The organism is Chlorobium sp. (genome assembly GCF_036528655.1).
GTDB lineage: Bacteria > Bacteroidota > Chlorobiia > Chlorobiales > Chlorobiaceae > Chlorobium.
In genome coordinates this window covers 106,386-130,794 of sequence record NZ_JAIGND010000045.1, presented here as the reverse complement: position 1 = coordinate 130,794, position 24,409 = coordinate 106,386, and the positions used below count along the sequence as shown (strand labels likewise).

27 protein-coding genes are annotated in these 24,409 nt (G+C 52.4%); 9 read left to right on the top strand and 18 right to left on the bottom strand.

What is annotated here, in order from left to right; genetic code table 11:
* Window positions 1–31: 31 nt before the first annotated feature.
* The 4 genes from K4305_RS11975 to K4305_RS11960 all read right to left on the bottom strand — a co-directional run bounded on the left by K4305_RS11975 (window position 32) and on the right by K4305_RS11960 (window position 3,763).
* Window positions 32–2,710 (bottom strand): intermembrane phospholipid transport protein YdbH family protein, encoded by a 2,679-nt coding sequence (locus tag K4305_RS11975; RefSeq protein WP_331562710.1) that lies wholly within the window; start codon window positions 2,708–2,710, stop codon window positions 32–34.
* Window positions 2,689–2,991 carry a YdbL family protein gene (locus K4305_RS11970; protein ID WP_442880485.1) on the bottom strand — a complete coding sequence of 101 codons (303 nt, stop codon included), beginning with the start codon at window positions 2,989–2,991 and terminating at the stop codon, window positions 2,689–2,691. The genes K4305_RS11975 and K4305_RS11970 overlap by 22 nt, the downstream gene beginning before the upstream one ends.
* 68 nt (window positions 2,992–3,059) lie before the next feature.
* Window positions 3,060–3,257 carry a YnbE family lipoprotein gene (locus tag K4305_RS11965; protein WP_331562708.1) on the bottom strand — a complete coding sequence of 66 codons (198 nt, stop codon included), beginning with the start codon at window positions 3,255–3,257 and terminating at the stop codon, window positions 3,060–3,062.
* A gap of 32 nt (window positions 3,258–3,289) precedes the next feature.
* The gene (locus K4305_RS11960; RefSeq protein ID WP_331562707.1) at window positions 3,290–3,763 is read right to left on the bottom strand and encodes a DUF2141 domain-containing protein; all 474 of its coding nucleotides are present in this window, start codon (window positions 3,761–3,763) and stop codon (window positions 3,290–3,292) included.
* 217 nt (window positions 3,764–3,980) lie between these two features.
* On the opposite strand from K4305_RS11960, the gene K4305_RS11955 reads away from it, so the two are divergent.
* On the top strand, window positions 3,981–4,310 hold the full coding sequence (locus K4305_RS11955) for a DMT family transporter (RefSeq protein WP_331562706.1): 330 nt from the start codon (window positions 3,981–3,983) through the stop codon (window positions 4,308–4,310).
* Window positions 4,311–4,519: 209 nt separating this feature from the next.
* Here the strand turns inward: K4305_RS11955 and K4305_RS11950 are convergent, their stop codons facing one another.
* Both K4305_RS11950 and K4305_RS11945 read right to left on the bottom strand, forming a co-directional pair.
* On the bottom strand, window positions 4,520–4,939 hold the full coding sequence (locus K4305_RS11950) for a hypothetical protein (protein WP_331562705.1): 420 nt from the start codon (window positions 4,937–4,939) through the stop codon (window positions 4,520–4,522).
* The gene (locus K4305_RS11945) at window positions 4,936–5,580 is read right to left on the bottom strand and encodes a DUF5671 domain-containing protein (protein WP_331562704.1); all 645 of its coding nucleotides are present in this window, start codon (window positions 5,578–5,580) and stop codon (window positions 4,936–4,938) included. Before K4305_RS11945 ends, K4305_RS11950 begins: the two co-directional genes overlap by 4 nt.
* A 193-nt stretch (window positions 5,581–5,773) precedes the next feature.
* On the opposite strand from K4305_RS11945, the gene trxA reads away from it, so the two are divergent.
* Both trxA and K4305_RS11935 read left to right on the top strand, forming a co-directional pair.
* Window positions 5,774–6,580: a thioredoxin gene (gene trxA, locus K4305_RS11940; protein WP_442880482.1), complete on the top strand. Its 807-nt coding sequence runs from the start codon at window positions 5,774–5,776 to the stop codon at window positions 6,578–6,580.
* Between the two features lie 10 nt (window positions 6,581–6,590).
* Window positions 6,591–7,193, top strand: coding sequence for a 5' nucleotidase, NT5C type (locus tag K4305_RS11935; RefSeq protein WP_331562702.1), 603 nt, complete (start codon window positions 6,591–6,593; stop codon window positions 7,191–7,193).
* An 8-nt stretch (window positions 7,194–7,201) separates the two neighbouring features.
* Here K4305_RS11935 and K4305_RS11930 read toward each other — a convergent pair whose 3' ends face one another.
* Window positions 7,202–8,383 (bottom strand): class I SAM-dependent rRNA methyltransferase, encoded by a 1,182-nt coding sequence (locus tag K4305_RS11930; RefSeq protein ID WP_331562701.1) that lies wholly within the window; start codon window positions 8,381–8,383, stop codon window positions 7,202–7,204.
* Between the two features lie 242 nt (window positions 8,384–8,625).
* Here K4305_RS11930 and K4305_RS11925 point away from each other — a divergent pair, with 242 nt between their 5' ends.
* Window positions 8,626–9,483 carry a DUF4292 domain-containing protein gene (locus K4305_RS11925; RefSeq protein ID WP_331562700.1) on the top strand — a complete coding sequence of 286 codons (858 nt, stop codon included), beginning with the start codon at window positions 8,626–8,628 and terminating at the stop codon, window positions 9,481–9,483.
* A gap of 176 nt (window positions 9,484–9,659) precedes the next feature.
* Here the strand turns inward: K4305_RS11925 and K4305_RS11920 are convergent, their stop codons facing one another.
* The gene (locus K4305_RS11920; protein ID WP_331562699.1) at window positions 9,660–10,262 is read right to left on the bottom strand and encodes a superoxide dismutase; all 603 of its coding nucleotides are present in this window, start codon (window positions 10,260–10,262) and stop codon (window positions 9,660–9,662) included.
* 130 nt (window positions 10,263–10,392) lie between these two features.
* On the opposite strand from K4305_RS11920, the gene K4305_RS11915 reads away from it, so the two are divergent.
* Together K4305_RS11915 and coaE are read left to right on the top strand one after the other, a co-directional pair.
* Window positions 10,393–10,755 carry a hypothetical protein gene (locus K4305_RS11915; RefSeq protein ID WP_331562698.1) on the top strand — a complete coding sequence of 121 codons (363 nt, stop codon included), beginning with the start codon at window positions 10,393–10,395 and terminating at the stop codon, window positions 10,753–10,755.
* Window positions 10,752–11,393 (top strand): dephospho-CoA kinase, encoded by a 642-nt coding sequence (coaE, locus tag K4305_RS11910; protein WP_331562697.1) that lies wholly within the window; start codon window positions 10,752–10,754, stop codon window positions 11,391–11,393. The genes K4305_RS11915 and coaE overlap by 4 nt, the downstream gene beginning before the upstream one ends.
* On the opposite strand, the gene K4305_RS11905 is transcribed toward coaE, so the two are convergent.
* Complete coding sequence (locus K4305_RS11905; protein WP_331562696.1) at window positions 11,362–12,405, bottom strand: alpha/beta hydrolase; 1,044 nt, start codon at window positions 12,403–12,405, stop codon at window positions 11,362–11,364. The two genes, coaE and K4305_RS11905, sit on opposite strands and share 32 nt — an antisense overlap.
* A complete protein-coding gene (gene tatC / locus K4305_RS11900; RefSeq protein ID WP_331562695.1) occupies window positions 12,402–13,325 on the bottom strand; it encodes a twin-arginine translocase subunit TatC in 924 nt (307 codons plus the stop codon). The genes K4305_RS11905 and tatC overlap by 4 nt, the downstream gene beginning before the upstream one ends.
* A gap of 286 nt (window positions 13,326–13,611) precedes the next feature.
* Between tatC and K4305_RS11895 the strand changes: the two genes are divergently transcribed.
* Both K4305_RS11895 and K4305_RS11890 read left to right on the top strand, forming a co-directional pair.
* Entirely contained in the window at window positions 13,612–14,586 is a 975-nt protein-coding gene (locus tag K4305_RS11895) for a polyprenyl synthetase family protein (RefSeq protein ID WP_331562694.1), read from the top strand.
* A gap of 64 nt (window positions 14,587–14,650) precedes the next feature.
* On the top strand, window positions 14,651–15,385 hold the full coding sequence (locus K4305_RS11890) for a PASTA domain-containing protein (RefSeq protein WP_331562692.1): 735 nt from the start codon (window positions 14,651–14,653) through the stop codon (window positions 15,383–15,385).
* Window positions 15,386–15,409: 24 nt separating this feature from the next.
* On the opposite strand, the gene K4305_RS11885 is transcribed toward K4305_RS11890, so the two are convergent.
* Both K4305_RS11885 and K4305_RS11880 read right to left on the bottom strand, forming a co-directional pair.
* Window positions 15,410–15,580, bottom strand: a complete 171-nt coding sequence (locus tag K4305_RS11885; protein WP_331562691.1) for a hypothetical protein — start codon at window positions 15,578–15,580, stop codon at window positions 15,410–15,412.
* 171 nt (window positions 15,581–15,751) lie between these two features.
* Window positions 15,752–16,048 carry a DUF2934 domain-containing protein gene (locus K4305_RS11880; RefSeq protein WP_331562690.1) on the bottom strand — a complete coding sequence of 99 codons (297 nt, stop codon included), beginning with the start codon at window positions 16,046–16,048 and terminating at the stop codon, window positions 15,752–15,754.
* A 156-nt stretch (window positions 16,049–16,204) separates the two neighbouring features.
* Here K4305_RS11880 and K4305_RS11875 point away from each other — a divergent pair, with 156 nt between their 5' ends.
* Window positions 16,205–18,085, top strand: a complete 1,881-nt coding sequence (locus K4305_RS11875) for a chloride channel protein (RefSeq protein ID WP_331562689.1) — start codon at window positions 16,205–16,207, stop codon at window positions 18,083–18,085.
* Window positions 18,086–18,088: 3 nt separating this feature from the next.
* Here K4305_RS11875 and K4305_RS11870 read toward each other — a convergent pair whose 3' ends face one another.
* The 6 genes from K4305_RS11870 to folD all read right to left on the bottom strand — a co-directional run bounded on the left by K4305_RS11870 (window position 18,089) and on the right by folD (window position 24,356).
* Window positions 18,089–19,105 carry an ABC transporter permease gene (locus K4305_RS11870; protein WP_331562688.1) on the bottom strand — a complete coding sequence of 339 codons (1,017 nt, stop codon included), beginning with the start codon at window positions 19,103–19,105 and terminating at the stop codon, window positions 18,089–18,091.
* A 15-nt stretch (window positions 19,106–19,120) separates the two neighbouring features.
* Complete coding sequence (locus K4305_RS11865; protein WP_331562687.1) at window positions 19,121–20,665, bottom strand: ABC transporter ATP-binding protein; 1,545 nt, start codon at window positions 20,663–20,665, stop codon at window positions 19,121–19,123.
* Window positions 20,666–20,670: 5 nt separating this feature from the next.
* Window positions 20,671–21,627, bottom strand: a complete 957-nt coding sequence (locus K4305_RS11860) for a zinc-dependent alcohol dehydrogenase (RefSeq protein ID WP_331562685.1) — start codon at window positions 21,625–21,627, stop codon at window positions 20,671–20,673.
* Between the two features lie 40 nt (window positions 21,628–21,667).
* Window positions 21,668–22,009, bottom strand: a complete 342-nt coding sequence (locus K4305_RS11855) for a phage holin family protein (RefSeq protein ID WP_331562684.1) — start codon at window positions 22,007–22,009, stop codon at window positions 21,668–21,670.
* Between the two features lie 76 nt (window positions 22,010–22,085).
* Window positions 22,086–23,459 carry a DNA repair protein RadA gene (gene radA, locus K4305_RS11850; protein WP_331562683.1) on the bottom strand — a complete coding sequence of 458 codons (1,374 nt, stop codon included), beginning with the start codon at window positions 23,457–23,459 and terminating at the stop codon, window positions 22,086–22,088.
* A 6-nt stretch (window positions 23,460–23,465) separates the two neighbouring features.
* Window positions 23,466–24,356 carry a bifunctional methylenetetrahydrofolate dehydrogenase/methenyltetrahydrofolate cyclohydrolase FolD gene (folD, locus tag K4305_RS11845; protein ID WP_331562682.1) on the bottom strand — a complete coding sequence of 297 codons (891 nt, stop codon included), beginning with the start codon at window positions 24,354–24,356 and terminating at the stop codon, window positions 23,466–23,468.
* Window positions 24,357–24,409: the final 53 nt, after the last annotated feature.

Below are 24,409 nucleotides of genomic sequence, written 5' to 3'. Positions count from 1 at the left end.
TCAGGTTATCAGCAAGGTGTTCCGCGCAGGCCTATCTGCCTGATTTGAGAGCCTTCTCCGATATGATCTGTTCGACGTTAGTGGGGATCGTGAGGCTTCGCATAAGGTCAAGAAGATTCTGTTCGACGTTGAGGTTCAGTTCCACGGGTCGTCCTGACTGAAATTCGGGATTGTTGCCTTTGAGACGGATTGTGATAAGCGATTTCCCATCCGGAGCCATGGATATGGACGAGAGCAGTTCCACATAGAGAAAGTTCGAAAGCGCCTCATACGTGGTGCGCAATCCCTGGTTTGCTGCTGCCCGTTCCTCTGGCGAAGTGGCATAGATGATCTGTCCGTTCGACTCGGCGTTCATGGCTCCGTCATTGATTTCGATGATCTGATCGGTCATGGTAACCGGTATCGATCCGCCTATGGTTCCGGTAGCGTATACCTTTTTCGTTCCCTGCAGATCGAGGAGTTTCTGAAGGGGGATGTTGTTGAGTTTTAGGGTGGTTGATGCTGTTTTTTTTTCCATATCGTAGTCAACCCGCTCGATTTCCACCGTACCATCGAAAAAGCCCGCGCTGAAATTTCTCAGGGTGACCACATCCGGGCGTTTTGTGTCGCTCCACAGGGAGAGCGAACCTTTCGGCAGAAGGAGCTTCAGTTCGCCTCCCGCAGTTTTTCGCTGCAGTTCCTTCAGGCTGAAATCGATATCCGTCGATCCGTTCATGCGTCTTGAAAAACGGAGGTCGGGAGCGCTGAAGGTGTAGTGGGCATCCTGTGTCGGTGCTCCGAAAATTCTTTCTGTTGCAGTTCGTTCGGGCATCGTCGGCGTCACGCTTATCGTTCCGCCTCCGGTCGAATGCAGGCGGGCATTGCTGATTGCAAATCCGTTTCTGTTCACGGTAACGGGCAGAGTGCCGGACATGGCGCCCTTGAGAGATGCCTTGAAATCGCCATGCAGCCTGAAGCGTTCAGGAATATTGACGTTATCAAGTTTTACGGAAAAGGGAATACCGCTGTCGAAGTCCTCCAGGGAAAACGTAAAGGGGGAGACCTGCACGTTGCCGTCGAGGGCAGTGGCGGAAAGAGCATTCAGAACGAACTGTCGGGGCTTTCTGTCGGCTGGTTTGATGGTGGCCGAAGCGTTCAGTTTTTTCAGCAGGTTGCTTTTCGGCGTTCCAAGATCGACGGAGAAGAGTTTGCGATTTTCTTTGTCGTAGAAAAAGAGAGCGGAGCCTTTTGTCGCCGCGATCGTTCCGTTGGTTATCCGAAGAGAGGAATTGGCGTATTCAATCGGAAGCGTGCCGCTTATCGAACCGTCGGCAAAGGGTTGTTTCGGTCGGTTACTACTCATTCCGGGGATGCTTTGGACCGGAATGCCGCTGAAAGATGCGGTTGACGAGAGCCGAAGATTGCCCGGAACAAGACCTTTTTTTCCGTAGGTGAGCGGGATGGTTCCGGAAATTGCACCCTTGAACGCGCTATTCGGGGCATCGTGATAGCGCAGACGATCAAGCAGACGGATATCCTTCATTTCGAGGGAGAGGGAATATTCGCTTTTCAGCGGATCGAACAAAAGGGGCGACATTTCCAGAGTGCCGCCGAAGAGGAGTGTCGAAAGATGTTCGACTCCGATGCCGGCCTGATTATTGTTGCGGCTGTTGAGAACGATGGTCGCATTGAGGTTGTTCAGAATGTTCTTTGATTTGCTCTCTTCTCCGAGATCGATTGAAAACAGCCTTTTTTCCCTTTTGTCGAGGTAGACGATCTGCGCTTCGCGTTCGCCCGCGAGGATGGCATTTCTCACCAGTACGGTCGAGTCGCGGAACTCTATGGGAATGGAGCCGCTCAGCTTTCCGGTTGCACGCAGAGGCTGTACGGGAGAACGGAACCAGGGGAGCGAATCAAGCGGTATTTCCGCAAGCCGGAGCGTGAAGCGGGTTGACTGGTCTTTCAGATCGTATTCTATGGCGTCGGAGTCCGCCTGCATCGCAAAGAGAGCGACCGAGCAGTTGCTCAGCAGGAGCTTGCATGGCTTGAGCGGATCGCGTTTTGAGCCGAACAGGGCCCTGAAATTACCGACAGGCGACGGGTTGCCGTCGCTGTAGAGCCGTGCTATCCGCAGCGTATCCGGAGGTTGCTGCCAGTTCAGTGACCTGGTCAGCAAAATACGGTATGAAATCCCTGAAAGGCTGAGCTTTTCTCTTGTTACCGTGGCGCTGTCTATGGCATAGGCTATGCTTGACGGCATGAATTCCATTGACAGGCCGTTCCGTCGCCGAATCTCCAGCCTCATATCGATCTTCGGTCGGCTGTCGTGAAAAATGTATTGTGCAGGGTCTGGATTCAGTCTCAGAGAGTCAGCGTCAAGCCGAAGATCGGCCTGAAAAAGTGCCGGATCTGTTTTTCCCTCTGGATTTCTGATGCTCCATCCAAGTTTTCCTCCCGAGATGGAAATCCTGTAGGCAGTCGGCGAGCTTACGCAGCTGTCCGCAGGTGCCGTAAATGAGACGTCAAGCCTGCGGAAGCCAACGCCGGATGGACCCGGAATGCCGACGCCGGAAATCCGGACGTGAAAGGGCTTTCCCTTGAGAGCCCGGTCAATGATTGCCTGGGCATACCAGGGGAACGAAAGCCAGACAGAGAGCGGCACAAGCAGGGCAAGAAACGGAAGCGCCGCAAGGATGCGTTCAGGGGCGCTTATCCGCCTTTTTTCTTCCATTGTCCCTTGACCTGTACCCAGGTGCCTGCCGGAAGGCGAACGTAAATTTTTTCGAACATCATCGCTCCTACCACATCGAGGGATAGATTGTTCTGCGCAGCTATTTTGGCATATTCCGCGCGGCGCTGGTTGTTGATGGTGACGACAAGCCCCTCTGCATCGGATGCCGCTCCGGGCGGAATGCCGAGCAGTCCGTTATCCACTTCGCCTGCCAGACCCTGAGATCGTGCGGTTGCAAGGTCAAGCGCGAATGCCGGTATTGCGGCTGCGACAGACAGCATCAGTATGATTATCGTTTTCGCTGCCGTAGTTCTGACGAATGAACCAATCATTGTTATAATCCTCCTGTTTAGAATAACCCTTTTTTCGTGTCGAGCAGCGTATCGAGTTCACGGTCGACCCTGACACGGATCTCATGATCTATCTTGATGTTCATGTTGATGACAATCGGTTTGTCCGGCGCCTCCACCTTGACCGTCGGGCTGCATCCGGCAACACATGCCGCTGCCGAAAGAAGAAGAACGCTGAGTGCGGTTCGTTTGTTCATGGTAGTGATTCTGGTTTCGGGATGCATCATTCTTACAGGTATATCATATTCACGGTCAGTTCGGTCTGTTGCCGATCGAGGTTGAAGACAGCCTCGCTGAAGCTTGGCGGTCCGCGCTTGATTTTCGGGTTGTTGGAAACGCCGAAACCTTCCTTCGGTATGAAAATGGCTTTTTTATCCATTCTGCCGTTGCCGTTTTCGTCGTGCAGCACGCTGATGGCATAGGTCCCGTAGGGAATGTTATCGAATCGGACCTCATGTTCGGTGCCGCTGATTTTTCTGACCCTTGTGGCAACCGCGCGATCCGCTTTGTCGGGAAAACCCTGTTTCGACGAATAGAGCGCGACGCCGAGCATCCCTTCGGGTTTACTGATATTCCGGATGTTCACGGTTATCGTGCCGACCTGCACCGGATCGCAGGAGTTCAGGGCGGATTCGGCATGAGCTTCCGGTAAAGGAGCATAAAAAGCGCAAAGCAAGGCGATGCCGGCAAGACGTTTTTTCATGAATCAGGAGCGCCCGGTTTGATGATATATACTCAACCTGTCAATATCGGCATTGCATCATCTTCATGCAAATTTCGGCAGGGTTTCATCTTGCGTATCTTTCATGTTATCGTCCGAAAAGGCGCATGGTTCCGATTTATTGCAATGGACGCGGGAATTTATGATCTTCAGGTATGAACGCGGATACCGGCCGACTTAATTCTTCATACCCGACGTTATGCACTGGATATACCTTATGACGGCAATTGTTTCCGAAGTCATTGCAACGACAGCCCTGAAATCCACAGAAGGCTTTTCCCGGTTATGGCCTTCTCTTCTTGTCGTTACCGGATATGTTTCGGCTTTTTATTTTCTTTCGCTCACCCTTCGGCACTTTCCAGTGGGAATCGTCTATGCGATCTGGTCGGGGGTCGGCGTCGCCCTGGTCGCTCTTGCAGGATGGTTTTTCTACCATCAGCGACTCGATGCCGGGGCTATAGCCGGTATTGTCCTGATCGTCACAGGTGTGCTTGTGATCAATCTGTTTTCGAAGTCTGCGGTGCACTGAAACGGATTTGTGCGTTTTTCTGTACGTCTCTAAATACGGCAGGATCAGTTTTTCATGTTTCGTTACATATTGCAGCAACAATAAACCACAGGAAAATACAGACAAACCTCACAAGCAGCATCCCGATAAACCGGACTTCGGCGGTTCCGGAGGTTCCGGTGGCCACAAGACATAAATCGACAGTTCTCGTCGCTGCAGATGTGCTTGTATTATTCGCCCGGGGTATTTGTTTTTACGCGAAAGGCAAAACAGTGGCGCCCCGAGTCATGGGTCCACCTGTTGAGGTTTTCAGCATCCGATGCTGCTGAAAAATCCGCGCAGATTCTGTAAGTGTTCTTACCGGTACGTTCATAGAAATAGGGGCGGCCGGTTTCAGGATCATCGATGCTTAATTGCGGTTGCAGTTTTTCTCGAAGCAGCGTCAGGGTTTCAGGCAGATTTCCCTCTCGAGCATGGTAAAGATCGATTGCCTGCTCAATGTTGCCGATTTCGGCAACCCGTTTCCTGTCAAGCATGATTTTTCTCTGTTCGGATGGCGGGCCGGCAAGAAACAGTCCATACGTTATCGCTGCCGCAACAAGCAGCGGCACACTCAAGGCTATCCATCTGCGATGCGGCGGATTATTCATGGTTTTTTTTCCTCCTGCCGCAGTCCGCCGAAATAATAGATGAAGAGCGTGCCTGCTATTGCCCCTACCACAAGCGATTTCAGGATGAAACGCAGGGTCAGTTCTCCTCCGAGAAAACTATACAGAAGAGATATGAGGTCTCCCATGAGGATGCCCGCAGCGATGAACAGTGTCAGATAGGTGAGCCAGCGCCGGATTCCGGATGCCCTCCCGGAAGGGGTGCTGAGCAGTTCCCGGCCGATTTTGATCGACAGGTAAATGAATAACGGGAATGCAACGATCAGTGCGGAAACGGAACCTCTGATCCTCTCGTTGAAATATACCGCGTAATGTTCGCTGAAAGCGGGATCAGGAAGCACTTTGTCGATAAAGGCGAAAAGCAGGTTTCCGAAATTGAATGCCGAGGTATAGAGGGTTGCGAAAAGCAGCAGATAGAAAAACGCTTCACGTGCTGAAAGATAGGGTTTCGGCTTCGGTACGGGCAAAGGGAACTCTATTTCCGCATATTCGTTAAGCGCTTTTTCGATCTGTTCCGTCTGCCATCCTGCAGTCAGGAGCGCGGATGTTATTTCTGTTCGGGATATGCCTTTTTCGAGCGCTCTGCCGATGAATTCCGCAAGATCGCCGATTCCTTTGTCCATACTGCCTTTTCCGTTATAGTGATTTCCGGTAAACCGGCAAAGATCGATCGAACAACGTTTGCTCCTCTCGATTTTATGCCGTACAATAGGTGAACAGTCCGTGCCCCCAGCATGTTCCGGAAAGGCAGGTTTCGGAGCTTCGGTTGTTTTTTATACTCTTATAATAATCATTTGAACAGTTATCAGGTTTGCTATGACCATGGAAAAATTAGATTTTCAGTTCGATGTACTGGAGCAGAGCCACACTCTTCCGGTACTTGTGGATTTCTGGGCTCCCTGGTGTGCGCCCTGCCGAATGCTTGCCCCGGTGCTTGAAAGCCTTGCTGAAAAATATGCCGGATCCTGGGTGCTGGTGAAAATCAATACGGAGGAACATCCTGACATTGCGGAACGATTCGGTATAAGGGGTATTCCGAACGTCAAACTGTTCATCGATGGCGAAGTCGTCGATGAGTTTTCAGGCGCTTTACCTGAATACCAGATCGAACAATGGCTGAAAAAAGCAGTTCCGAGCCCTTTTGACAGAGAGGTTTCGATGGCGGAAGAATTATTTCGACAGGGAAAAAAAACCATGGCGCTTTCTCTCGTCGAGGGTGTTCTTCACAAAGAGCCCGGCAACGCCAGAGCTGCGGCTCTGTCCGTGCGTCTCCGGCTTTTTTCGCATCCGGAGGAAGCTCTTCAGCTATCGACAAGGCTCGAAGGCGATCCGGAGTACGCAGCCCTCATCGAATCGGTTGCCGTTATAGCCCGGATGCTCTCCCTCCAGCAAGATGACCTTCCCGAAGATCCGGTTCGCGAGCGTTATTGCGGTGCCATAGGAAACCTTGCAGCCGAGCGATTCGATGAGGCGCTCGATGGTTTTATTTCGGTTATCCGCGAGAACCGCTACTACGATGATGACCGTTCGCGAAAAGCATGTATCGCCATATTCAGGTATCTCGGAGAAGATCACCAGATAACCGTGAAGCACAGGAAGGTGTTCGACAGGGCGCTTTACTGAGCCATATTCCATGCAGGAAAAACCGAAAATAGTGGTCGGCGTCGATCTTGATGGCGTCTGCGCCGATTTTTACGGGCGTATGCGGGAGATTGCTGCCGAGTGGCTTGAAAAACCGTTGGAAGATCTGCCGAAGGATGTTTCGTACGGCCTTCGAGAGTGGGGGGTTCATGACAGAAGTCAGTACGAAAGCCTGCACCGTTTTGCCGTGACGCAGCGGGAGCTTTTCAGCAGTATGCCTATGATTCCGGGGGCAAGAAAGTATCTTCGGAAGCTTTCGGACGAGGGCTACCGCATACGGATCATCACGCACCGGCTGTTCATACATTATTTTCACGCATCATCGGTGCAGCAGACCGTCGAGTGGCTCGACAGCCACGGCATACCTTACTGGGATCTCTGCTTCATGAAAGAGAAAGAGCAGGTCGGAGCGGACATCTATATCGAGGATACCCCGGATAATGTGCTTCAGCTTCGCGAACGGGGACTCCATACCATTTGTTTCGCCAATAGTACCAATATGCACATCGCAGCTCCGAGGGCGTTATCCTGGGAGCAGACATACGCCATGGTTACCCAAGGGTTTCCGCTCCATGGTTCGAAGATTTCTGGCTGAGCGGTCGTTCACTCTGTCACATAGAAACAGGCGAATTTCAGATAACCGGTTTCCGGCATCGAAAGCAGAACGGGATGGTCCGGAGGCTGTGAGTTTTTGTGAATCATCCTGAGCTGCCTGCCTGCAGAGAGGGCTGCCTGGTGAATCGCATTCAGGAAATCCTCTTCCGATACGTGATGCGAGCAGGAGGCCGTTGCAAGAAATCCGCCGGGTTTTACCAGCTGGAGACCAAGCTTGTTGAGTCTTTTATAGGCTTTAAGCGCAGCCGGCAGATTTTTCCGGCTTTTGGTGAAACTCGGGGGGTCGAGCACAACGATATCGAACTGTTCTTTTGCCTCCGTCATGGTATTGAGCAGGGTAAAGGCGTCCCCCGCGATCAGGCTGAAGTTGTCGAATCCGTTGAGCAGTGCGTTTTTTTCCGCACGTTTGAGCGTTTCTTCGGAGATATCGAGCAAAATGGCCGAATGGGCTCCTCCATGAAGCGCATTGAGAGCGAAACCACCATCGTTGGTAAAAACATCGAGCACATCGGCATTTTCTGAAAAAGATCTGATGAACCGGCGATTTTCGCGCTGGTCAAGGAAAAATCCGGTTTTCTGCCCCTCATAGAGATCCACGTCGAAGCTGATTCCGGCATCATGAATGATCTGTCGGGTGTTCGCCCTTTCTCCTTTGACGATATCCTTGTAGAGAGGAAGGCCTTCGAGCTCGCGGAGCTGCGATTCGTTTCGCACCACAATCGCTTCCGGCTGCAGCAGTTCATCGATTACTTCGCTGACAAGCGGAAGGTGGCAATCCATTCCGGCAGAAAAAGCCTGAAGCACGACGACGCGGTTGAATCGGTCGATAATCAGTCCGGGAAGGCCGTCCGATTCGCCATGCACAAGACGCCAGGCGTTAGTGTCGTCCAATCTGTATATGGCTTCCCTGAGCCTGAGGGCTTCGGTTATTTTCTTTTTGAAAAATGCCCTGTCAGGCAGTTCTCCCTGGCGCGAGAGCATGCGGAAGGCAATGAGCGAGTGGGGATTGTAAAATCCCGTTCCGAGAGGTTTGCCGTCGTGGGTGAGGAGTTGCACGGTTTCTCCTGCGGCTATATCGTGCGGTACGGTCTGAAGTTCATTGCTGAAAACCCAGAGATGGCCTTTCAGCAATCGCCGTTGTTCTTTTGGTTTGAGACGGATGTCATGCATGGATGGGAAAACGGCTTATTGTTTTACGAACGGAGCTTGTTACATTAAAAACAAAAAATTACGGTATTACAATCCCGCATCTTTCCGGCTTTCGGGGTACCGTGGGTCAATGTGTCATAAAACCCGGGATTCTCAAAACGGTAAATGCTCTCGTCTTCTTATTGGAGGAGCGTCTTATCCGGATCTTCGACAGGCTATTCGCATGCCGGGGTTTGTCAATAATCAATAGTATTTATTGTCTTATGAGGAGATATTTCGTCGTTCTGTTCGTTGCGCTGATATTGAGTTTTCAGTACGGATGTGCGGATTTCGAAACCGTTACCAGAAGCGAGCTTCCGGACCGTTCAACTGAACTTACCGGGGAACTTGCCGAACTTTACCGCAGCGTTGCTGAAGCATCGCCTTTCGTGCACTCGCTTGACGGTTATGCCGATATCACCATACAGACTCCCAGGAAGCGCGAGCGAGTCTACTGCAACATTCAGCTTGCGCGGCATAAGGAATCGAGGATGATCGTTTCCGCAGGACTCCTCGGATGGCCGGTCGCCGACCTGTATTTCGGCACGGATTCCCTGTTTGTACACGATATGATGGGCAACAAACTGCTTACCGGCCGGAACAGCGAAGAAAATCTGGAAAAAATCATCGGTATGCCGTCGGGTTATCGTCTGCTGTCCGAATCCATGCTTGGCCTGGTGATTCTTGATGAGCCGGTCGAACGGGCTGCAAAGGTGAGGAAAGGTCATGGCAGGGTCATGTATACGTTCGAAGGCGCCGAAATGGTCAGGGATGTTGTTATCGATCCGGAAAACAGGACGCTCACCGAACTGCTTCTCCGGAATCAGGCCGATGGCATTACCACAAGAATTTCGTTCAGGAATTTCCAGTCTTTCTCGTTTGACGGGTTTACCACGCTCATTCCGGGGCAGATCGAAATGGAGTTATCGAGAAACGGTGCGCAAGAGGGCAAAGCATACCGGCTTCTTATCGATTATGATAAGCGAACCATCAATCCTGAACAGCTTTCCATCCGGTTCGTACGCCCCAAAAAAGCAAGGGTGATAAGTCTTGACGATATTGATGTTCTTCCCTGGATGTGAGGGGAGACAGGAGGAGAGTGGGTAGTGGAGAGTGGAGATGGGAGGGGCTGTCCTTCCAGGTCTTTGATTGTCGGTGTTCGTCTGTGACAGAGCGGTTTTCCGTGTCGAGGGGCAATGCAGTAAAACCAGAATCGGACAGATTGTATCTGTCCGATTCTGGTTTTATGTTCCGGTCCTTATTTCGCGGCCTGGTAGTTGGCTTCGGCGAACTCCCAGTTGAGCAGGTGTTCGATTGTTGCAGCCACATAATCGGGCCTGCGGTTCTGATAGTCGAGATAGTAGGCATGTTCCCAGACATCGACGCAAAGCAGCGGGGTCTGGCCCGCAGTAAGGGGGGTCTGGGCGTTGCCTGTTTTAACCACTTTCAGCGTGCCGTTATCCGATACAAGCCATGCCCATCCGCTTCCGAACTGGGTTGCTGCCGCAGATTTGAGTTCCTCTGCGAACTTGTCGAAACTGCCGAAATCCTCGTCGATTTTAGCGGCAAGCTCGCCAGAAGGTTTTCCTCCGCCGTTCGGAGAAAGGCAGTTCCAGTAAAACGAGTGGTTCCATGCCTGGGCTCCGTTGTTGAATATTCCGATTTTTGCCGGATCGTTTACGGAAGCTGCGATCACGTCTTCAATGCTTTGCGAGTCGAAGGGAGTTCCTGCCACGAGATTGTTGTAGTTGTTGACATATGCGGCATGGTGCTTGCCGTAGTGGAACCCGATTGTTTCAGCTGAAATATGAGGTTCGAGAGCGGTGTCTGCGTATGGAAGGGCTGGTTGCTGATATGCCATGGTTACAGGATTGGTTTAGGTTGTGTGTGATGAGATTCAGAGGTCAGGAAATGAATTAAAATTTTTAAACTTGATAAGCATTGTTTTAGTTTCTTTTCTTGTAAAAAAAACCGCAAAGACATTTTTTTCGATGGATCTTCAATGGTTGTTCCGGTGTTTATCCGCTCGCATTCATGCCGCTCTGCTTTTGCTCGTGCTGGTGGCGCTTTCCTTTTCCGGATGCCATCTGTCCCGCAGTGACGGACTTGACGCGGTCGATATCCGTTTCGCTGCGTTTTACAGCGATTACCTGATTGCTGCCGGTGTGACTTCCCGCGACGAGGAGGTGGTGCTTGCACCGCTCTCGACGGCATCGATGCGGAGTATGCTTGCCAGACATTCCATGACTCCGGAGGTTTTTCGAAAACGCGTGCAGCTCTATGGGGAGCAGCCCGAACGATGGAAAAAGGTCATTGCTCTGGTTCGCTCCAATGTGTGGAAAAAATCGCCATGAGGAGAGCCGGGCCGTTTATCGTAGGCATCACCGGCGGCATCGGCAGCGGAAAATCGACAGTCTGTCGTTTTCTTGCCGAAATGGGTTGCGCTCTGTTCGAAGCCGACAGGATTGCCAGGGAATTGCAGCAATCCGATCCGGTTATCGTATCGGGCATAAGAGAGCTGTTCGGTTTCGATGTCTATACCATAGACTCTTCGGGCGTTCTGGTGCTCGATCGTCGCCGGGTGGCCGCCGAAGTGTTTTCGGACAGGGAAAAGCTCGATGCATTGAATTCCCTTGTGCATCCGAGGGTGTACGAGGCTTTCGAAACAGCCCGTCGGCAGGCAGCCGGTCAGGGTATAGGGGTGCTTGTCAAGGAAGCGGCCATACTTTTCGAGAGTGGCATGACCGGAGATCTCGATCTGATAGTTGTTGTTGCCGCAGATATTTCGCTCAGGATACAGAGGGCAGCGGCAAAGGGTCTCGGAAGCCCCGAAGAGATTCGGAGGAGGATTGCCGCTCAGTGGCCTCAGGAGCGACTTGTCGAAAAGGCGGGGTACGTCATATACAATGAAGGTACGATCGATGACCTGCACAAGGAAACCGAAAAGCTCTATGGATTCATCATGCAGAAGATTTCGGCCGGGGAGCGATAACCTTCGATAGTTCAGGCAGTGAAACGGCGTAACGGTAAGACGTATCGCTGTGAGAATCCGCGAACTCTTCGTACCGGTGAGTTATGCCGAATTTTTTTGCCTTTGCAGAAAACTGCCTGTGGCCGAACTGAAGATTGTACTCGTCGAGAGAGCCGCAATCGAGGTAGAGCAGGCTCAGCGAGCGCAACGCTTCGCGGTGGCTTTCAAGATCAAGCATTGCAAGAGGATCGAAAGAAACCCATTTTGTCCATACATCATCGATGATTTCGCAGGTAAATGGATCGAACGGAAGCCTCATGTTTTCAGGTGCCGACTTGCCGCTCTCCGGAGAATAGGCGGCCGCCATGGCGATTATATCGAGCAGCACGAATTCATGTCGCGGTTTTTTCAGCGCCGATGCGTAGGCATCCATAAATGCCGGAATGCTTCCGCCATAGCGCTCGAGCACTCTGGCCGCAAGCGGAAAACTCGGCTTGTAGCAGAGTTCGAAATTCATGTCGCCGCTGTGGCATGCCGCTGCGCCAAAGCACTCAGGATGCTTCATGGCAAGCCTGAGCGCGCCGAATCCTCCGGACGACTTTCCGGCAATCGCGCGGTGTTCCCTCTCCGGCATCGTTGCGAATGTGCTGTCGATGCAAGGAATCAGCTCATCGACCAGATAGGTTTCGTATGGTCCAGTCGCCGCGGAATCGACGTATTGTGATCCTCCATACCTCGTCATGCAGTCAGGCATGACGAGCACACACTCCCGCATCCGGCCGGAGGCAATAAGCTGATCGGCCATTTCCGGAATCGTCGGTCTTCCGAAGCTGTAGTTCATGAAACTTGTGCCGGTAGACGCAAAGCCCGAAAGCAGATAAATCACCGGAAACCTTTTTATGCCGTCGTATGACGGTGGCAGATAGACAGGTACGTACCGTTCGGCAGGGTCGCCCGCAGGATTTCCGGCGAGAGTGACGCCGGGAACGGCAGCAAAGGTAATCTCGGGGCGGCTGCGTGGTCGATGGTTCATGTATATTTCAATGCGTTGTTTTTCCGGTTCACGTATGAAGAGATCCAGATACTGAGCTCATAGAGCAGTATCATCGGAATGCCGATGACCAGCTGGGTTACAAGGTCTGTCGAAGGGGTAACGATAGCGGCTACAATCAGAAGCGTAACGATAGCGTGTTTGCGATAAAACCGCATGAACGCCGGCGTCAGCAGTCCGATTTTTGAAAGGATATAGGAAATGAACGGCAATTCGAAAACCAGGCCGGTTGTAAGAAGCGCTCCCATGACGAAGCTGATATAGTCCTGAACGGCGATATTGTTGGCTATAAGCGTCGAGCCGAATCCGGCAAAAAACGTCAGGGATATCGGAAGAAATACGAAGTATCCGAAAGCGATACCCGAAAAAAAACAGAGCGAAATGAACAGGATCACGAAACGCGATGCCCGTCTTTCGTTTTCATGAAGTCCGGGTTCAACGAATTTCCATATCTGATAGGCAATGATGGGGAACGATCCCACGAACCCGGTAAAAAAAACCACCTGCAGATAGAGCGATATCTGTCCGTACGGCACAAGGTTCTGCAGGGTAATGGTATCGCTGCTCCTTTTGAGCGGACCAATGAGTACTTCATTGACCAGGGTGTCGGAAAAAAAGGCTGCCAGCGCAGTGACTGCAAGCAGAGCTATGCCGGCTTTGATCAGTCGCGCACGGATTTCGTCGAGATGGCCGATGAAGTTCATCTCGCCTTCATCCGTTGAGACCTCTTCGGCATCTTCGTTTCCGCTCTCTTCTCTTGTAAGATTCTCGCGATGAGCGGATGGTTCCCCAGGGTAAGGCGGGGGATTTTCGTGATCCGTCTGTGCGGGCAATGAGGTGTTTTCAATAGAAGGATCGGAATCCCGGCCCGTATTTTTTGTCGATTCGAGTTCGAGCGTCATATTTCAGCGTGCATGAGGATAAAAAGGTTCTGTCATGCAAAAAAAGGGAAGTGCCACGAGAAAACATAGCAACAAAGCTGCAAGTACCAAAAATATTGATCTTTTTAACTTCAGTCAAACAGTCGGAGCCGGTTTTCGGCAGTGTTTGATTGGTTATTTCATACGCTACGGTTATACTTGTTGATATACAGGCGATTGTTTTTCAGGAAAAGGAAATAATCTCTACATTTGCCTGTTGTTCAAGACAGCAGACAGGCAGATAAACAAGCATGGTATCGTATACTGAGTGAATATCCAGGATGTAACAGCATCGGTAGCCGATGAGATAGCTGTTTTTCAGCAGAAGTACAAAACCGTTCTGCATTCGAGCAATACGCTCGTCGATAAGGTCAGCCGTTACGTGCTGCGTCAGCAGGGCAAGCAGATCCGACCCGCCCTTGTGCTGCTCTCTGCAGCTGCATGCGGTGGTATCGGCGAATCCACCTATCGTGCGGCCATCATGGTGGAACTGCTCCATTCCGCCACGCTCATCCATGACGATGTTGTCGATGGCGCCGAGATGCGGCGGGGAATTGCATCGATCAATGCTTTGTGGAAAAACAAAATATCGGTTCTGATCGGCGATTTTCTGCTCTCAAAGGGTCTGCTTTATTCACTCGATCACAGGGACTACACTTCGCTGCATACGGTTTCGGAGGCTGTTCGCAGGATGAGCGAAGGCGAGATTCTGCAGATACAGAAGACCCGGAGTCTCGATATTTCCGAAGAGGACTATCTCAGCGTTATTTCTGACAAAACAGCCTCGCTCATAGCCTCTTCCTGTGCCATGGGAGCGGCCAGCGCAACCGATGATGCGTCGAAGATCGCGGCCATGAAAAATTACGGTGAGTATCTCGGACTGGCTTTCCAGATACGTGACGATCTGCTCGACTATACCGGGGATTCGAAAAAAACCGGAAAGCAGATGGGAATCGATATCAAGGATAAGAAAATAACCCTGCCCCTTATTTATGCGCTCCGCAACTCTCCGCCTTCGGAACAGAAAAGAATCCGGTCAATTCTGAAGAGTTCGAAAAAGCGGGCGTTCAGAAGTGACGATGTGATTGCATTCGTCAAGAGCAAAGGCGGGCTTGAATATGCTGCCGATGTTGCTGAAGGATTCGCTTCGAAAGCCGTCGGGTCTCTCGGGGGGTTTCCGGAGAGCGAGATAAAGACATCCCTTCTGAACCTTGTGGATTTTGTTATGAAACGGCAGCATTAGCCCTCCGCCTGAGCTGACAGAAAACCCGAATAGCCTTATAACAGAATTATTACATCCAGTCGCAATGAAGAAAGTCGTATTGATGGTTCTTGCCGCATCAGCTCTGCTCGTGCTGTTCGACAGGATACTTATGCCGTTGTATATTTCGCAAGGAAGGACGAATACCGTTCCCGAAGTTACCGGAATGTCTTATGAGGACGCCGAGCGCGAGCTTCGCAGAGCGGGATTCGAAGCAAAGAAGAGTTACAATGTCAAATATCTCAGCAGGGTCGATGCAGATGAGGTGCTTTCCCAGATGCCTCTGGCCGGTTCGGAAGTAAAGCCGGGCAGAACGGTCTATCTTGTTGTGAACAGACAGGATAGGCCGACTTTTCAGATGCCGGATCTTTATGGAAGGCCAGAGTTCGATGTCCGTCAGGCGCTTAGCCGCCTCGATATGACGCTCGATGATGTGCAGATCGGGACGGTCACAAGTCCGGAAGAAGACGGACGGATTATCAGTCAGTCGATTCCTGCCGGTACTCTCGTGAAATCTGGAGCTTCTGTTTCCGTCATCGTCGGCAAACTCGAGGTTCCGCCCGAAGGTCTCCGGAAGATCGCCGTTCCCGATGTGCTCGGGATGTCGCTCTCTGATGCGCAGCAGATAATGGGCGGAAACGGACTTTCGACAGGAAAAATCACCTATGAATATTCCGCGATTCTGGTGCCTAATACCGTTATCAGTCAGAAACCCGGTGCCAATGCTTATGTTTCGCCGGGAATGCCTGTCGATCTGACTGTCGTCACCACATCGGAGTGAACTTGCATGAACATGAACGAGGGACTACCGGTAATTGGCTTTTCTGTATTCTTCCCTCAGGTCTTTTATTCCGGTAGTTCTGTCGTTTCCATCGCTTATGAATCCGAAATATTCAAGAATGATACGGATAACCAGCCATAGGCCGGCAAACAGTATCCGGATCGATCCTGTCAGATCGCTTATCAATGCTTTCATTCTGCTGGTTTATACTGCTGACGTAAAGGAGGTGGTCTCATAAGCCGTCAGCGCCGTTCCGGAAGTTTTGGCACGGCGCCTTCAGTAAAGCAAACATGAAAAGGGATCGAGCCCGCCTTTTCATTGCTTTTGAGACAGCTTTTGTAATAATGCTTCTTTCCGAATCGATGCTCAGTCGGTCAGGGAGTCTTCCGCTTCCTTCCAGTCCTCTATATCGGAGCCGTGCGGACGTCCTTTCTGTTCCCACTTGAAATAGGCCGCCAGTCTGATCTGCTCCTCTCTTGCCAGTACATCTTCCACTTTGGGCTGAACGGCAGATTCATCGGTTTTTTTCTTTCTCGAAGGGGCTTTTTTTACCGGTTTATCTACTTTTTCAACGGTATCCGGGCTTTTTTTTGTAGTTTTTGCAGTGCTTTTTTTTGCTGCCGGTTTATCCGTTTTCTCCTGTTCTGCTGCTTTTTTGGCCATGGTCAATGATCCTCTTGAGTAATGGTTATGTGTATGACAATATGATGGTTGCCGGAACGCAATGTCGAAAATGTACAAAATATTTTCCTTTCACGCCGGCACGGTCGTTATCTTTTTCCTGCTTGGAACAATACCGCTTCCTAAAAGATTGCAGATATGAAATTATTCGGAGATGGCGATGCAGTCCGGCGTCGTATCAGGGGCATTCTTTACGCTCTTTTACGCAGGACGACGTTTTCCGGAGGTGGCCCGCAGCAGTTTTTCAGATTGACCCTCGACTCTTTTCAGGCGAAGCTCAATCTGAATCAGGATATTCCGTTTCTTTTCGTTGCGGTGTTCGTGGGACTTATTACCGGTTATGTCGCCGTCGTGTTTCACGAATCCATTCTGTTTATCAGTTCCCTGCTCTTTTCCGGTCGGTCTTTTTCGGCCGTGCCCGATTTCAGCAGCCCGCACGATATGCTGCTGCTGCCTCTCCTTCCTGCAGCGGGCGGTCTTTTTGTGGGTCTTTACAATGCCTTTGTCGTCAAGGATAAGCCTGCGCACGGGCTTGCGTCGGTCATCAAGGCGGTTGCCCAGAAAGACGGCATATTGGGACGCCATCTCTGGATTCACCGGACCATTACCTCGGTCATCAGTATCGGTACGGGCGGTGGCGGCGGCAGAGAGGCTCCTATTGCCCAGGTTGGTGCAGCGCTTGGTTCTTCGCTTGCCCAGAAGATGAAGTTCAATGCCGGCAGGACGAGATCGCTGCTTGGTTGCGGAGCGGCCGCAGGACTTGCCGCGGTCTTCAACGCTCCTCTTGGCGGCGTGATGTTTGCCGTCGAGGTCATTCTCGGCGATTTCAGCGTCCATACTTTCAGTCCGATTGTCGTTGCCGCCGTGGTCGGTACTGTGATTTCCCGGAGCTTTCTGGGCAACAATTCGACTTTTGAGGTTCCCGAATACAGCCTCATATCGAATATGGAACTTGTTCTCTACTTCATACTCGGGGTACTGGCCGGTCTTTCGGCTGTCCTGTTCATAAGGATATACTATATCATAGAGGAGGGATTGGCTCGTATCGAAAACCGTTTCGGTATTCCGGCCTGGGCAATGCCGGCCTTTGGCGGACTGCTATGCGGCATTCTGTGTCTCTGGCTTCCCGCGCTTTACGGATTCAGTTACGAGGTGATCGAGCGGGCGCTGAACGGAGATGTCTCGTGGGAAAACATGGTTGGAGTCTACCTGCTCAAGCCGGTCGTTGCCGCTTTTACAGTAGGATCGGGTGGCTCGGGAGGCATGTTCGCTCCGGCAATGAAGATGGGAGCCATGCTTGGCGGTATGTTCGGGAATATGGTCAACGAAATCTTTCCCGGCATGACCGCGGCATCGGGGGCCTATGCTCTGGTGGGTATGGGCGCATTGACCGCAGCTATCATGCGTGCGCCCATTACAGTCATTCTCATTCTTTTCGAGATTACCGGCCAATATGAAATCGTGCTGCCCATCATGTTCGCAGCAGTGACGGCTTCGATCGTGGCACGTCTGACCTATCGCCATACCATGGAAACCTATGTACTTGAAAAAGAGGGCGTGAAAGTGGGCTTCGGCATTGCGCTTTCCATTGCCGGCAATATCAGCGTTCGCGATATCATGCGAAAAAATTTCATTCGGTTTACCGATGTTACCAGAGTCGAGCAGATTCTTGACGTGTTTTACAATACGCCGGAATCCAACTTTTTCGTCATTACAGAAGATGGCCGTTTTGTAGGCATGATCCGTCTCGAAGAGATGGGCATTCTTCTCGGCGAGGGTCCATTTGCCGGCCTTATCGCTGACGACGTGGTGAAAAAGGACGTTCCCGTGCTTTCCTCCAATGCGAAACTCGATGAAGCGCTTAAGCTCTTCGAGATCTCCGATTATACTGTCCTGCCTGTCGTCGATCACGAGAGCGGACGACTGCTCGGAATCCTCAAGCAGGATGAGGCATTTTCATATTATCGCAAACAGATGAACATCTACGGCTCCGATCGAATGGAGTCGTCCGCTGGTTGATATTCAGGTTTTACGCGCAGTACCGATAATGACCAGAAGAATGGTGATTGCCTGAATGATCATGAAGATGTCTTTGGGTACATAGGCCCCGACGGCCAGTCCACCATACTCGAGAAATCCGAAGAAGAGAGCGGCCGGCACGATCCAGAGCGGGTGGGCTCCGGCCAGCAGTGCCACCGCAATGCCGCTGAATCCGATTCCCGCGGTCATGCCGGTTTCATAATAATGCTTGTAGCCGGAAACGAGATTCATTGCGCCAAGACCGGCAATGGCGCCTGCCGCTCCCATTACCGCCAGAATATAACGTTCACTCCCGATGCCCGCATACGATGCGGCATCCGGTTGCGCGCCAACGGCTCGAAGCTCGTATCCCGCGCGCGTGCGGAACAGGAAGATCGAGGAGAGGATCGCGACGGCAAGGGCGCCGAAGATGGATACGTTCAGGGGAGAACCCCGGAAAACTCCCGCGATTTCGTCCAGTCCCGGCAGCATGGATGCGCTGCCTGTTTGCGCAGTGTGTTCCGTAGAAGGAACGGCAAAATGGCTGGTGAGCAGATATCCTGTCAATGCCTGTGCGATGAAGTTCAGCATGATGGTGGAAATTACCTCGTTTACGCCGAAACGGACCTTGAGAACGCCGGCCGAAGCGCCCCATATTCCTCCGGCTGCCATGGCTGCGCATGCCGTAAGCGGCACGGCCGCAATCGGAGGCAGTGACGACGGAAGCATCGCACCTGTAACGGCTGCCGAGAATGCCGCAACCTGCAGCTGACCTTCGCCGCCGATATTGAAGAGCCTGGCCTTGAAGGGTAGCGCAACGGCAAGACCGGTAAAAATCAGGGTGGTTGTTTTGAAGAGTACCTGACCCGTGCCGTAGCCGGATCCGAGCGTTGCGTTGAAGAGCCTGCCGACAATCTCTGACGGATCGCGTCCGGTCATGAAGATGATTGCCATACCGGACAGGCCGGCAGCGGCTACGGCGGCGAAAGGAATGAAAATGCGACGGATTCTGGTGTTCATGCGGCAGGCAGGGAATCAGGTAATGTACAATCCGATTTCATGTTCGAAGGCTTCTTCATCGGCTCTTCCTTCAGCGATCTCCTCTTCGGCGAATACTTTTTTCAGGGATCCGTTGTACAGACAGCCGATTCTGGTCGAAAGCGTTATCAGTTCATCGAGTTCAGACGAAATCAGGAGGATTGCGACTCCCTTGTCCCGCGTTTCGATGATGCTGCGGTGAATAAGCTCAATGGCTCCGATATCTACTCCCCGGGTCGGTTGAGCGAGAATGAGAAGCTTCAGTGCCGGTCTGTCGAGTTCCCTTGCGACCACCACTTTCTGCTGGTTTCCGCCGGAAAGAGAGCCGAGGGATTGTTTATGGATATCGTCGAACCTGATGTCGAAGCGTTCAGCAAGTTCCCGCGCATAGGCGTCGAGCGTCTTCCTGTCGAAACCGGCGCCTTTCCGGAAGCGTTGTTCACGCTGCCGCCCGAACACAATGTTTTCGGTGACGCTGAAACTTCTGATGACGGCATGTTTCAGCCGGTTCTCAGGAATGTGCGATACGCCCAGCGATGCGATTTCGGCCGGGCTTTTGCCTGTAATCGGTGTGCCTTCAAGCCGGATGGCGCCGGATAAACGGTTTTTCCTGTCATTGAGCCCGCAGAGAATCGAGAGCAGTTCGCTCTGTCCGTTGCCTTCGACGCCGGCAATGCCGAAAATTTCTCCGCCTCGGATCGTAAAGCTCAGATTGTCGAGTTTCATTACCCCTTTTTGGGTTCTGCAGCAGAGCTTCTCGACGGCAAGCAGAGGCTTTAACGGAACGGGAGCGGGATTTTCAACCCTGAGCAGCACATTGCGTCCTACCATCATTCTGGCGAGTTCCGTCTTCGAGGTGTTTCGACATTCCACTGTGCCGGTCATTTCTCCTTTTCGCATGACGCTCACCCTGTCGGCAAGAGAAAGCACCTCATCGAGCTTGTGTGTGATGATCAGGATGGTTTTGCCGTTATCGCGCAGCGAGCGCAGCACGGAAAAGAGACGGTCGGTTTCCTGCGGCGCAAGGACTGCGGTAGGCTCGTCGAGAATGAGGATTTCGGCTTTCCGGTAAAGGACCTTGAGAATTTCCACCCGCTGTTCCTCTCCCACAGAGAGCGAACCGGTCAATGCCTCCGGATCCACCGGCATACCATAGCGTTCAGAAAGGATTCTGATCGATTCGGCGGTTTTCTTGAGGGAGATCGATGCGAAGAGAGCTTTTTCTTCGGCTCCGAGCATGATGTTTTCAGTAACGGTAAATGTCGGAACGAGCATGAAATGCTGGTGTACCATGCCTATGCCAAGAGCGATAGCGTCCTTTGGGGAGTTCATCGACACGGTTTTTCCATTAACGGCTATCGACCCGCTGTCCGGACGGTACAATCCGTAAACCATTTTAGCCAGCGTGCTTTTTCCGGCGCCGTTTTCTCCCGCTATGGCATGGATGCTTCCTTTCGGTACCGTGAGCGAAACGTTTCTGTTCGCCGCGACTGTACCGAATTTCCTGGATACGCCGGATAGTTTCAGAGCGTCCTGCGCCATGATCATCATACCCAGCTTATTACGGTCTTGATTGCCTCCTTGCTGTCGAGCGCGATACGGTAGGCAAGTTCGTACTGGCTGACAGGAAAGACATTCGTGAAAAACTTTTCCGTATCGAGCATTTCGCTGTCAAGGAGGGTATTGGCTTCCTTGAGATGGGCGAGGGTCGTTATGCTGGAGCAGAAAATCGCCGGTTCCTTGTGCTGAATCAGCCGGTAATCGTAAGCCATGACTTCATAATTGCCCATGAGAAGCACCTTCGCACGTGGCTTGAGAAGGCGGATGGATTTTTCTATCATCAGAATCCTTCCGGTCGTTTCGATCACCAGGTCATATCGGTCGTTGAATTCCGGAGTGAAGTCGCCGATTTCAAATGCGATATTCCCGGCATGGGAGAGCTGTCCCCTGATGCCGAACGTTTCTACGGCGTCAACCAGCATGCACCCTTTATTGCGCAGAAACTCCGAGACCATCAGCCCAACCGAGCCGAGGCCGAGGATGAGAATCCGCGACGACGTGTCGAAGGATACCTTCTCGAGAGCGCTGATGACATAGGCAACCAACCCTGTAAGCAGATCCCTGTGGATCGGCTGCCGTCCGAGTGGCAGGACGTTGCAGGCGGAGGTAGGTATCAGTTCCGCGTGGCATCCGTAATAGGGTTTTGCTCCGCTCCATCGGTCGCCGAGGAACGCATAGACAAAATCTCCGGCCTGCAGGCCACTGGCATCAGGGCCGGCTTCGACAACCTGTCCTATCGATTCGCTGCCGGTTATGATCGGGTATTCTATCACCCTGTGCGATACCGGTTTGTTGGTCAGGAGCAGGCGGTCGAGACCTGGCGTGATGGTGCTTGCGATGGTCTTCACCAGCAGATCGCCAGGCTTTCCGGCATCATATCCGACAGGCTGCAGTTTGAGTTTGTTGGCTTTTGGCAGTACGATTGCTGTTGCTTCGCCCTTCATGGCAGAGAGGAGTTGGTTACTTCGGAAAGACTGTATGTGTTCATGGCGTCATAACGGAGCTCAGCGCCCAGGAGATGAAACTGATGGCAATCGAACCCGCAACCGCCCACCAGAATCCGTCAACGGAGAACCCGTCGACAAGAGCCGCCGAAAGCTGCAGCAGCAGGGCATTGATAACCAGCAGGAAGAGACCGAGCGTGACGATGATGAACGGAATGGAGAAAAAAACCATGACCGGTCTGAGTACGGCATTGACGAATCCCAGTACCAATGCCACCACGATGGCTGCTCCGAAATTTCTGATGTGTATGCCGCTGAGCAGATGTGCCGTCGCATAGACCGCCAGAGCGTTGATAAGCCAGAGAACAAGAATTCTGAGCATGGCTTTTACTGTTTAAGGTTAACACGTTATGCAATTTAAGAAACGGAAAACCGAAAACGAAAAGCGTGCGGAAAGCCTATGCGATACCAAGGTGAGATAGCGCCTCCTGCAACGTTCTGCTTCCGGCAATGGCGATCGGCAGTTTTTTTACCGAGGCCTTCAGTTCCCGGGTATTGGCTTCGGGCAGCACGATTCGCCTGAACCCGAGATGCGCGGCTTCGCGGATGCGACGCTCGCTGTCGCTGACCGCTCTGAGCTCGCCGGCAAGGCCTATTTCGCCGCAGCAGACCGTCGAAGCATCTACCGGCAGGTCGGTCAGTCCGGAGGCTATTGCGGCAGCGATACCGAGGTCTGCTGCAGGTTCGACGAGTTTCAGCCCGCCGGCTATCTTGACGAATACGTCCTGTCCCCAGGTCTGCATGCAGAGACGTTTTTCAAGCACTGCAAGAATGATGGACATGCGCTTGAGATCGAAGCCGGTACTGATGCGCTGCGGCATGGCGTATCCGGTTTTCGATACAAGGGCCTGCACTTCGACAAGCAGCGCCCTTGATCCTTCTATGCCTGCAAGAATGGAATTTCCGGGAACGCCGCTGATCCGTCCTGAAATGAAAAACTCCGAAGGGTTCCGTACCTCTTCAAGGCCGTTCTCCTCCATGCGGAACACGCCGATTTCGTTGGTTGAGCCGAAGCGGTTTTTCACCGAACGTATGATCCGGTATCGCTGATACCCTTCGCCCTCGAACTGCAGCACGGTATCGACCATATGCTCGAGCGCTTTCGGCCCGGCAAGCGATCCTTCCTTGGTGATATGGCCGATAATCATGAGGATCACGTTCTGTTGCTTCGCCTTTCGGATCAGCATGGCCGCACTCTCGCGGATCTGGGTGATGGTGCCGGCCGAACTCTGGTACTCTCCCGTATAGACCGTCTGGATGGAATCGACGATAACGAGTCCGGGTTTCTGCTGTTCGATGGCGGCAATAATCCGTTCCACGTTCACTTCCGGCACGAGCAGCAGGTTTTCAGCCCTGATGCCGAGTCTTCCGGCCCGCTCGCGGATCTGGTTCGGAGACTCCTCACCGGAGATATAGAGTACTTTTGCGGGAGCTATCCGGGGCGCAAGCTGCAGCATCAGGGTCGATTTTCCAATTCCGGGCTCTCCTCCGACAAGTACCGCGGAAGCCTGCATGAGGCCTCCGCCGAGCACGCGGTCAAGCTCTCCGATTCCGGTAGAGTGCCTTGTGAATTCCGATGGCTCTACATCGAGTAACCGCTGCATGACGGGCAAGGCGGCCGATTCCGGGCGTTTTTTCCGCCCGCTCTCTTCAGGTGCCTCCCGGATTTCCTGCAAGGTTCCCCAGCTCTGGCATTCGAAGCACTTGCCCTGGTATTTCAGTGCAACCGCACCGCAAATGCTGCAGACATAGCGGACGCCGGTTTTGGCCATTTCGTTTTACTGCAGACCGTTGGCGCGTTCGAAGGACTGCAGCGTGTTCTTCAGCAGCATGGCGATGGTCATCGGTCCCACGCCGCCCGGAACAGGGGTCATGGCAGACGCCACATTGCACAGCCCATCGTAATCCACGTCGCCGACAAGCCTGCTGCCGCTTTTCGTCGTCGGATCGTCTATGCGGTTGATGCCGACGTCGATCACCACGGCGCCGGGTTTGACCATATCGGCGGTAATGAAGCGCGCCTTACCGATTGCGGCTATAAGGATGTCAGCCTGCCGGGTGTAGGACGGGATGTCTTTGGTTGCCGAATGGCAGATGGTGACGGTGCAGTTGGTTGCCTCGAGTTTTTGCAGCATGAGGTTAGCCATCGGTTTGCCGACGATGTTGCTGCGCCCGACAACGACGCAGTGTTTCCCTTTGGTTTCGATGCCGTATCGTCCGAGAAGTTCGAGAATGCCATACGGGGTGCAGCTTACGAAGCATTTGTCGAGATGTCCCATAACCAGCCGGCCAAGATTTTCGGGATGGAATCCGTCGACATCCTTTGCCGGGTCGATGGCAAGCGTTACGGCGAATTCGTCGATCTGTTTCGGCAAAGGCTGCTGTACGAGAATTCCGTGTACATCCGGGTCGTTATTGAGTTCCTCTATCTTAGCGAGCAGATCTTCCCGGGAGGTCGATGCGGGCATCTCGACAACGGTCGAATTCATGCCGATCTCCACACAGGATTTGGCCTTGTTGCGGACATATACCTGCGAGGCAGGATCTTCTCCGACGATGATCACTGTCAGTCCCGGTACCTTTCCGGTTGCTGCACGGTTTTCGTCAACGCGGATTTTCATTTCAGCTTTCAGGTCGCTGGAGACCTTTTTTCCGTCGATAATCAGCATGATTGCTCTGGATTCGGTGAAAAAGTTGATGATAAACCATTTCGTAAACCATA

What these genes read in the sequence shown, in the direction of transcription:
- K4305_RS11975 (WP_331562710.1), bottom strand. Translation starts at nt 2,710, where the DNA reads ATGGAAGAAAAAAGGCGGATAAGCGCCCCTGAACGCATCCTTGCGGCG.
- K4305_RS11970 (WP_442880485.1), bottom strand. Translation starts at nt 2,991, where the DNA reads ATGCTGTCTGTCGCAGCCGCAATACCGGCATTCGCGCTTGACCTTGCA.
- K4305_RS11965 (WP_331562708.1), bottom strand. Translation starts at nt 3,257, where the DNA reads ATGAACAAACGAACCGCACTCAGCGTTCTTCTTCTTTCGGCAGCGGCA.
- K4305_RS11960 (WP_331562707.1), bottom strand. Translation starts at nt 3,763, where the DNA reads ATGAAAAAACGTCTTGCCGGCATCGCCTTGCTTTGCGCTTTTTATGCT.
- K4305_RS11955 (WP_331562706.1), top strand. Translation starts at nt 3,981, where the DNA reads ATGCACTGGATATACCTTATGACGGCAATTGTTTCCGAAGTCATTGCA.
- K4305_RS11950 (WP_331562705.1), bottom strand. Translation starts at nt 4,939, where the DNA reads ATGAATAATCCGCCGCATCGCAGATGGATAGCCTTGAGTGTGCCGCTG.
- K4305_RS11945 (WP_331562704.1), bottom strand. Translation starts at nt 5,580, where the DNA reads ATGGACAAAGGAATCGGCGATCTTGCGGAATTCATCGGCAGAGCGCTC.
- trxA (WP_442880482.1), top strand. Translation starts at nt 5,774, where the DNA reads ATGACCATGGAAAAATTAGATTTTCAGTTCGATGTACTGGAGCAGAGC.
- K4305_RS11935 (WP_331562702.1), top strand. Translation starts at nt 6,591, where the DNA reads ATGCAGGAAAAACCGAAAATAGTGGTCGGCGTCGATCTTGATGGCGTC.
- K4305_RS11930 (WP_331562701.1), bottom strand. Translation starts at nt 8,383, where the DNA reads ATGCATGACATCCGTCTCAAACCAAAAGAACAACGGCGATTGCTGAAA.
- K4305_RS11925 (WP_331562700.1), top strand. Translation starts at nt 8,626, where the DNA reads ATGAGGAGATATTTCGTCGTTCTGTTCGTTGCGCTGATATTGAGTTTT.
- K4305_RS11920 (WP_331562699.1), bottom strand. Translation starts at nt 10,262, where the DNA reads ATGGCATATCAGCAACCAGCCCTTCCATACGCAGACACCGCTCTCGAA.
- K4305_RS11915 (WP_331562698.1), top strand. Translation starts at nt 10,393, where the DNA reads ATGGATCTTCAATGGTTGTTCCGGTGTTTATCCGCTCGCATTCATGCC.
- coaE (WP_331562697.1), top strand. Translation starts at nt 10,752, where the DNA reads ATGAGGAGAGCCGGGCCGTTTATCGTAGGCATCACCGGCGGCATCGGC.
- K4305_RS11905 (WP_331562696.1), bottom strand. Translation starts at nt 12,405, where the DNA reads ATGAACCATCGACCACGCAGCCGCCCCGAGATTACCTTTGCTGCCGTT.
- tatC (WP_331562695.1), bottom strand. Translation starts at nt 13,325, where the DNA reads ATGACGCTCGAACTCGAATCGACAAAAAATACGGGCCGGGATTCCGAT.
- K4305_RS11890 (WP_331562692.1), top strand. Translation starts at nt 14,651, where the DNA reads ATGAAGAAAGTCGTATTGATGGTTCTTGCCGCATCAGCTCTGCTCGTG.
- K4305_RS11885 (WP_331562691.1), bottom strand. Translation starts at nt 15,580, where the DNA reads ATGAAAGCATTGATAAGCGATCTGACAGGATCGATCCGGATACTGTTT.
- K4305_RS11880 (WP_331562690.1), bottom strand. Translation starts at nt 16,048, where the DNA reads ATGGCCAAAAAAGCAGCAGAACAGGAGAAAACGGATAAACCGGCAGCA.
- K4305_RS11875 (WP_331562689.1), top strand. Translation starts at nt 16,205, where the DNA reads ATGAAATTATTCGGAGATGGCGATGCAGTCCGGCGTCGTATCAGGGGC.
- K4305_RS11870 (WP_331562688.1), bottom strand. Translation starts at nt 19,105, where the DNA reads ATGAACACCAGAATCCGTCGCATTTTCATTCCTTTCGCCGCCGTAGCC.
- K4305_RS11865 (WP_331562687.1), bottom strand. Translation starts at nt 20,665, where the DNA reads ATGGCGCAGGACGCTCTGAAACTATCCGGCGTATCCAGGAAATTCGGT.
- K4305_RS11860 (WP_331562685.1), bottom strand. Translation starts at nt 21,627, where the DNA reads ATGAAGGGCGAAGCAACAGCAATCGTACTGCCAAAAGCCAACAAACTC.
- K4305_RS11855 (WP_331562684.1), bottom strand. Translation starts at nt 22,009, where the DNA reads ATGCTCAGAATTCTTGTTCTCTGGCTTATCAACGCTCTGGCGGTCTAT.
- radA (WP_331562683.1), bottom strand. Translation starts at nt 23,459, where the DNA reads ATGGCCAAAACCGGCGTCCGCTATGTCTGCAGCATTTGCGGTGCGGTT.
- folD (WP_331562682.1), bottom strand. Translation starts at nt 24,356, where the DNA reads ATGCTGATTATCGACGGAAAAAAGGTCTCCAGCGACCTGAAAGCTGAA.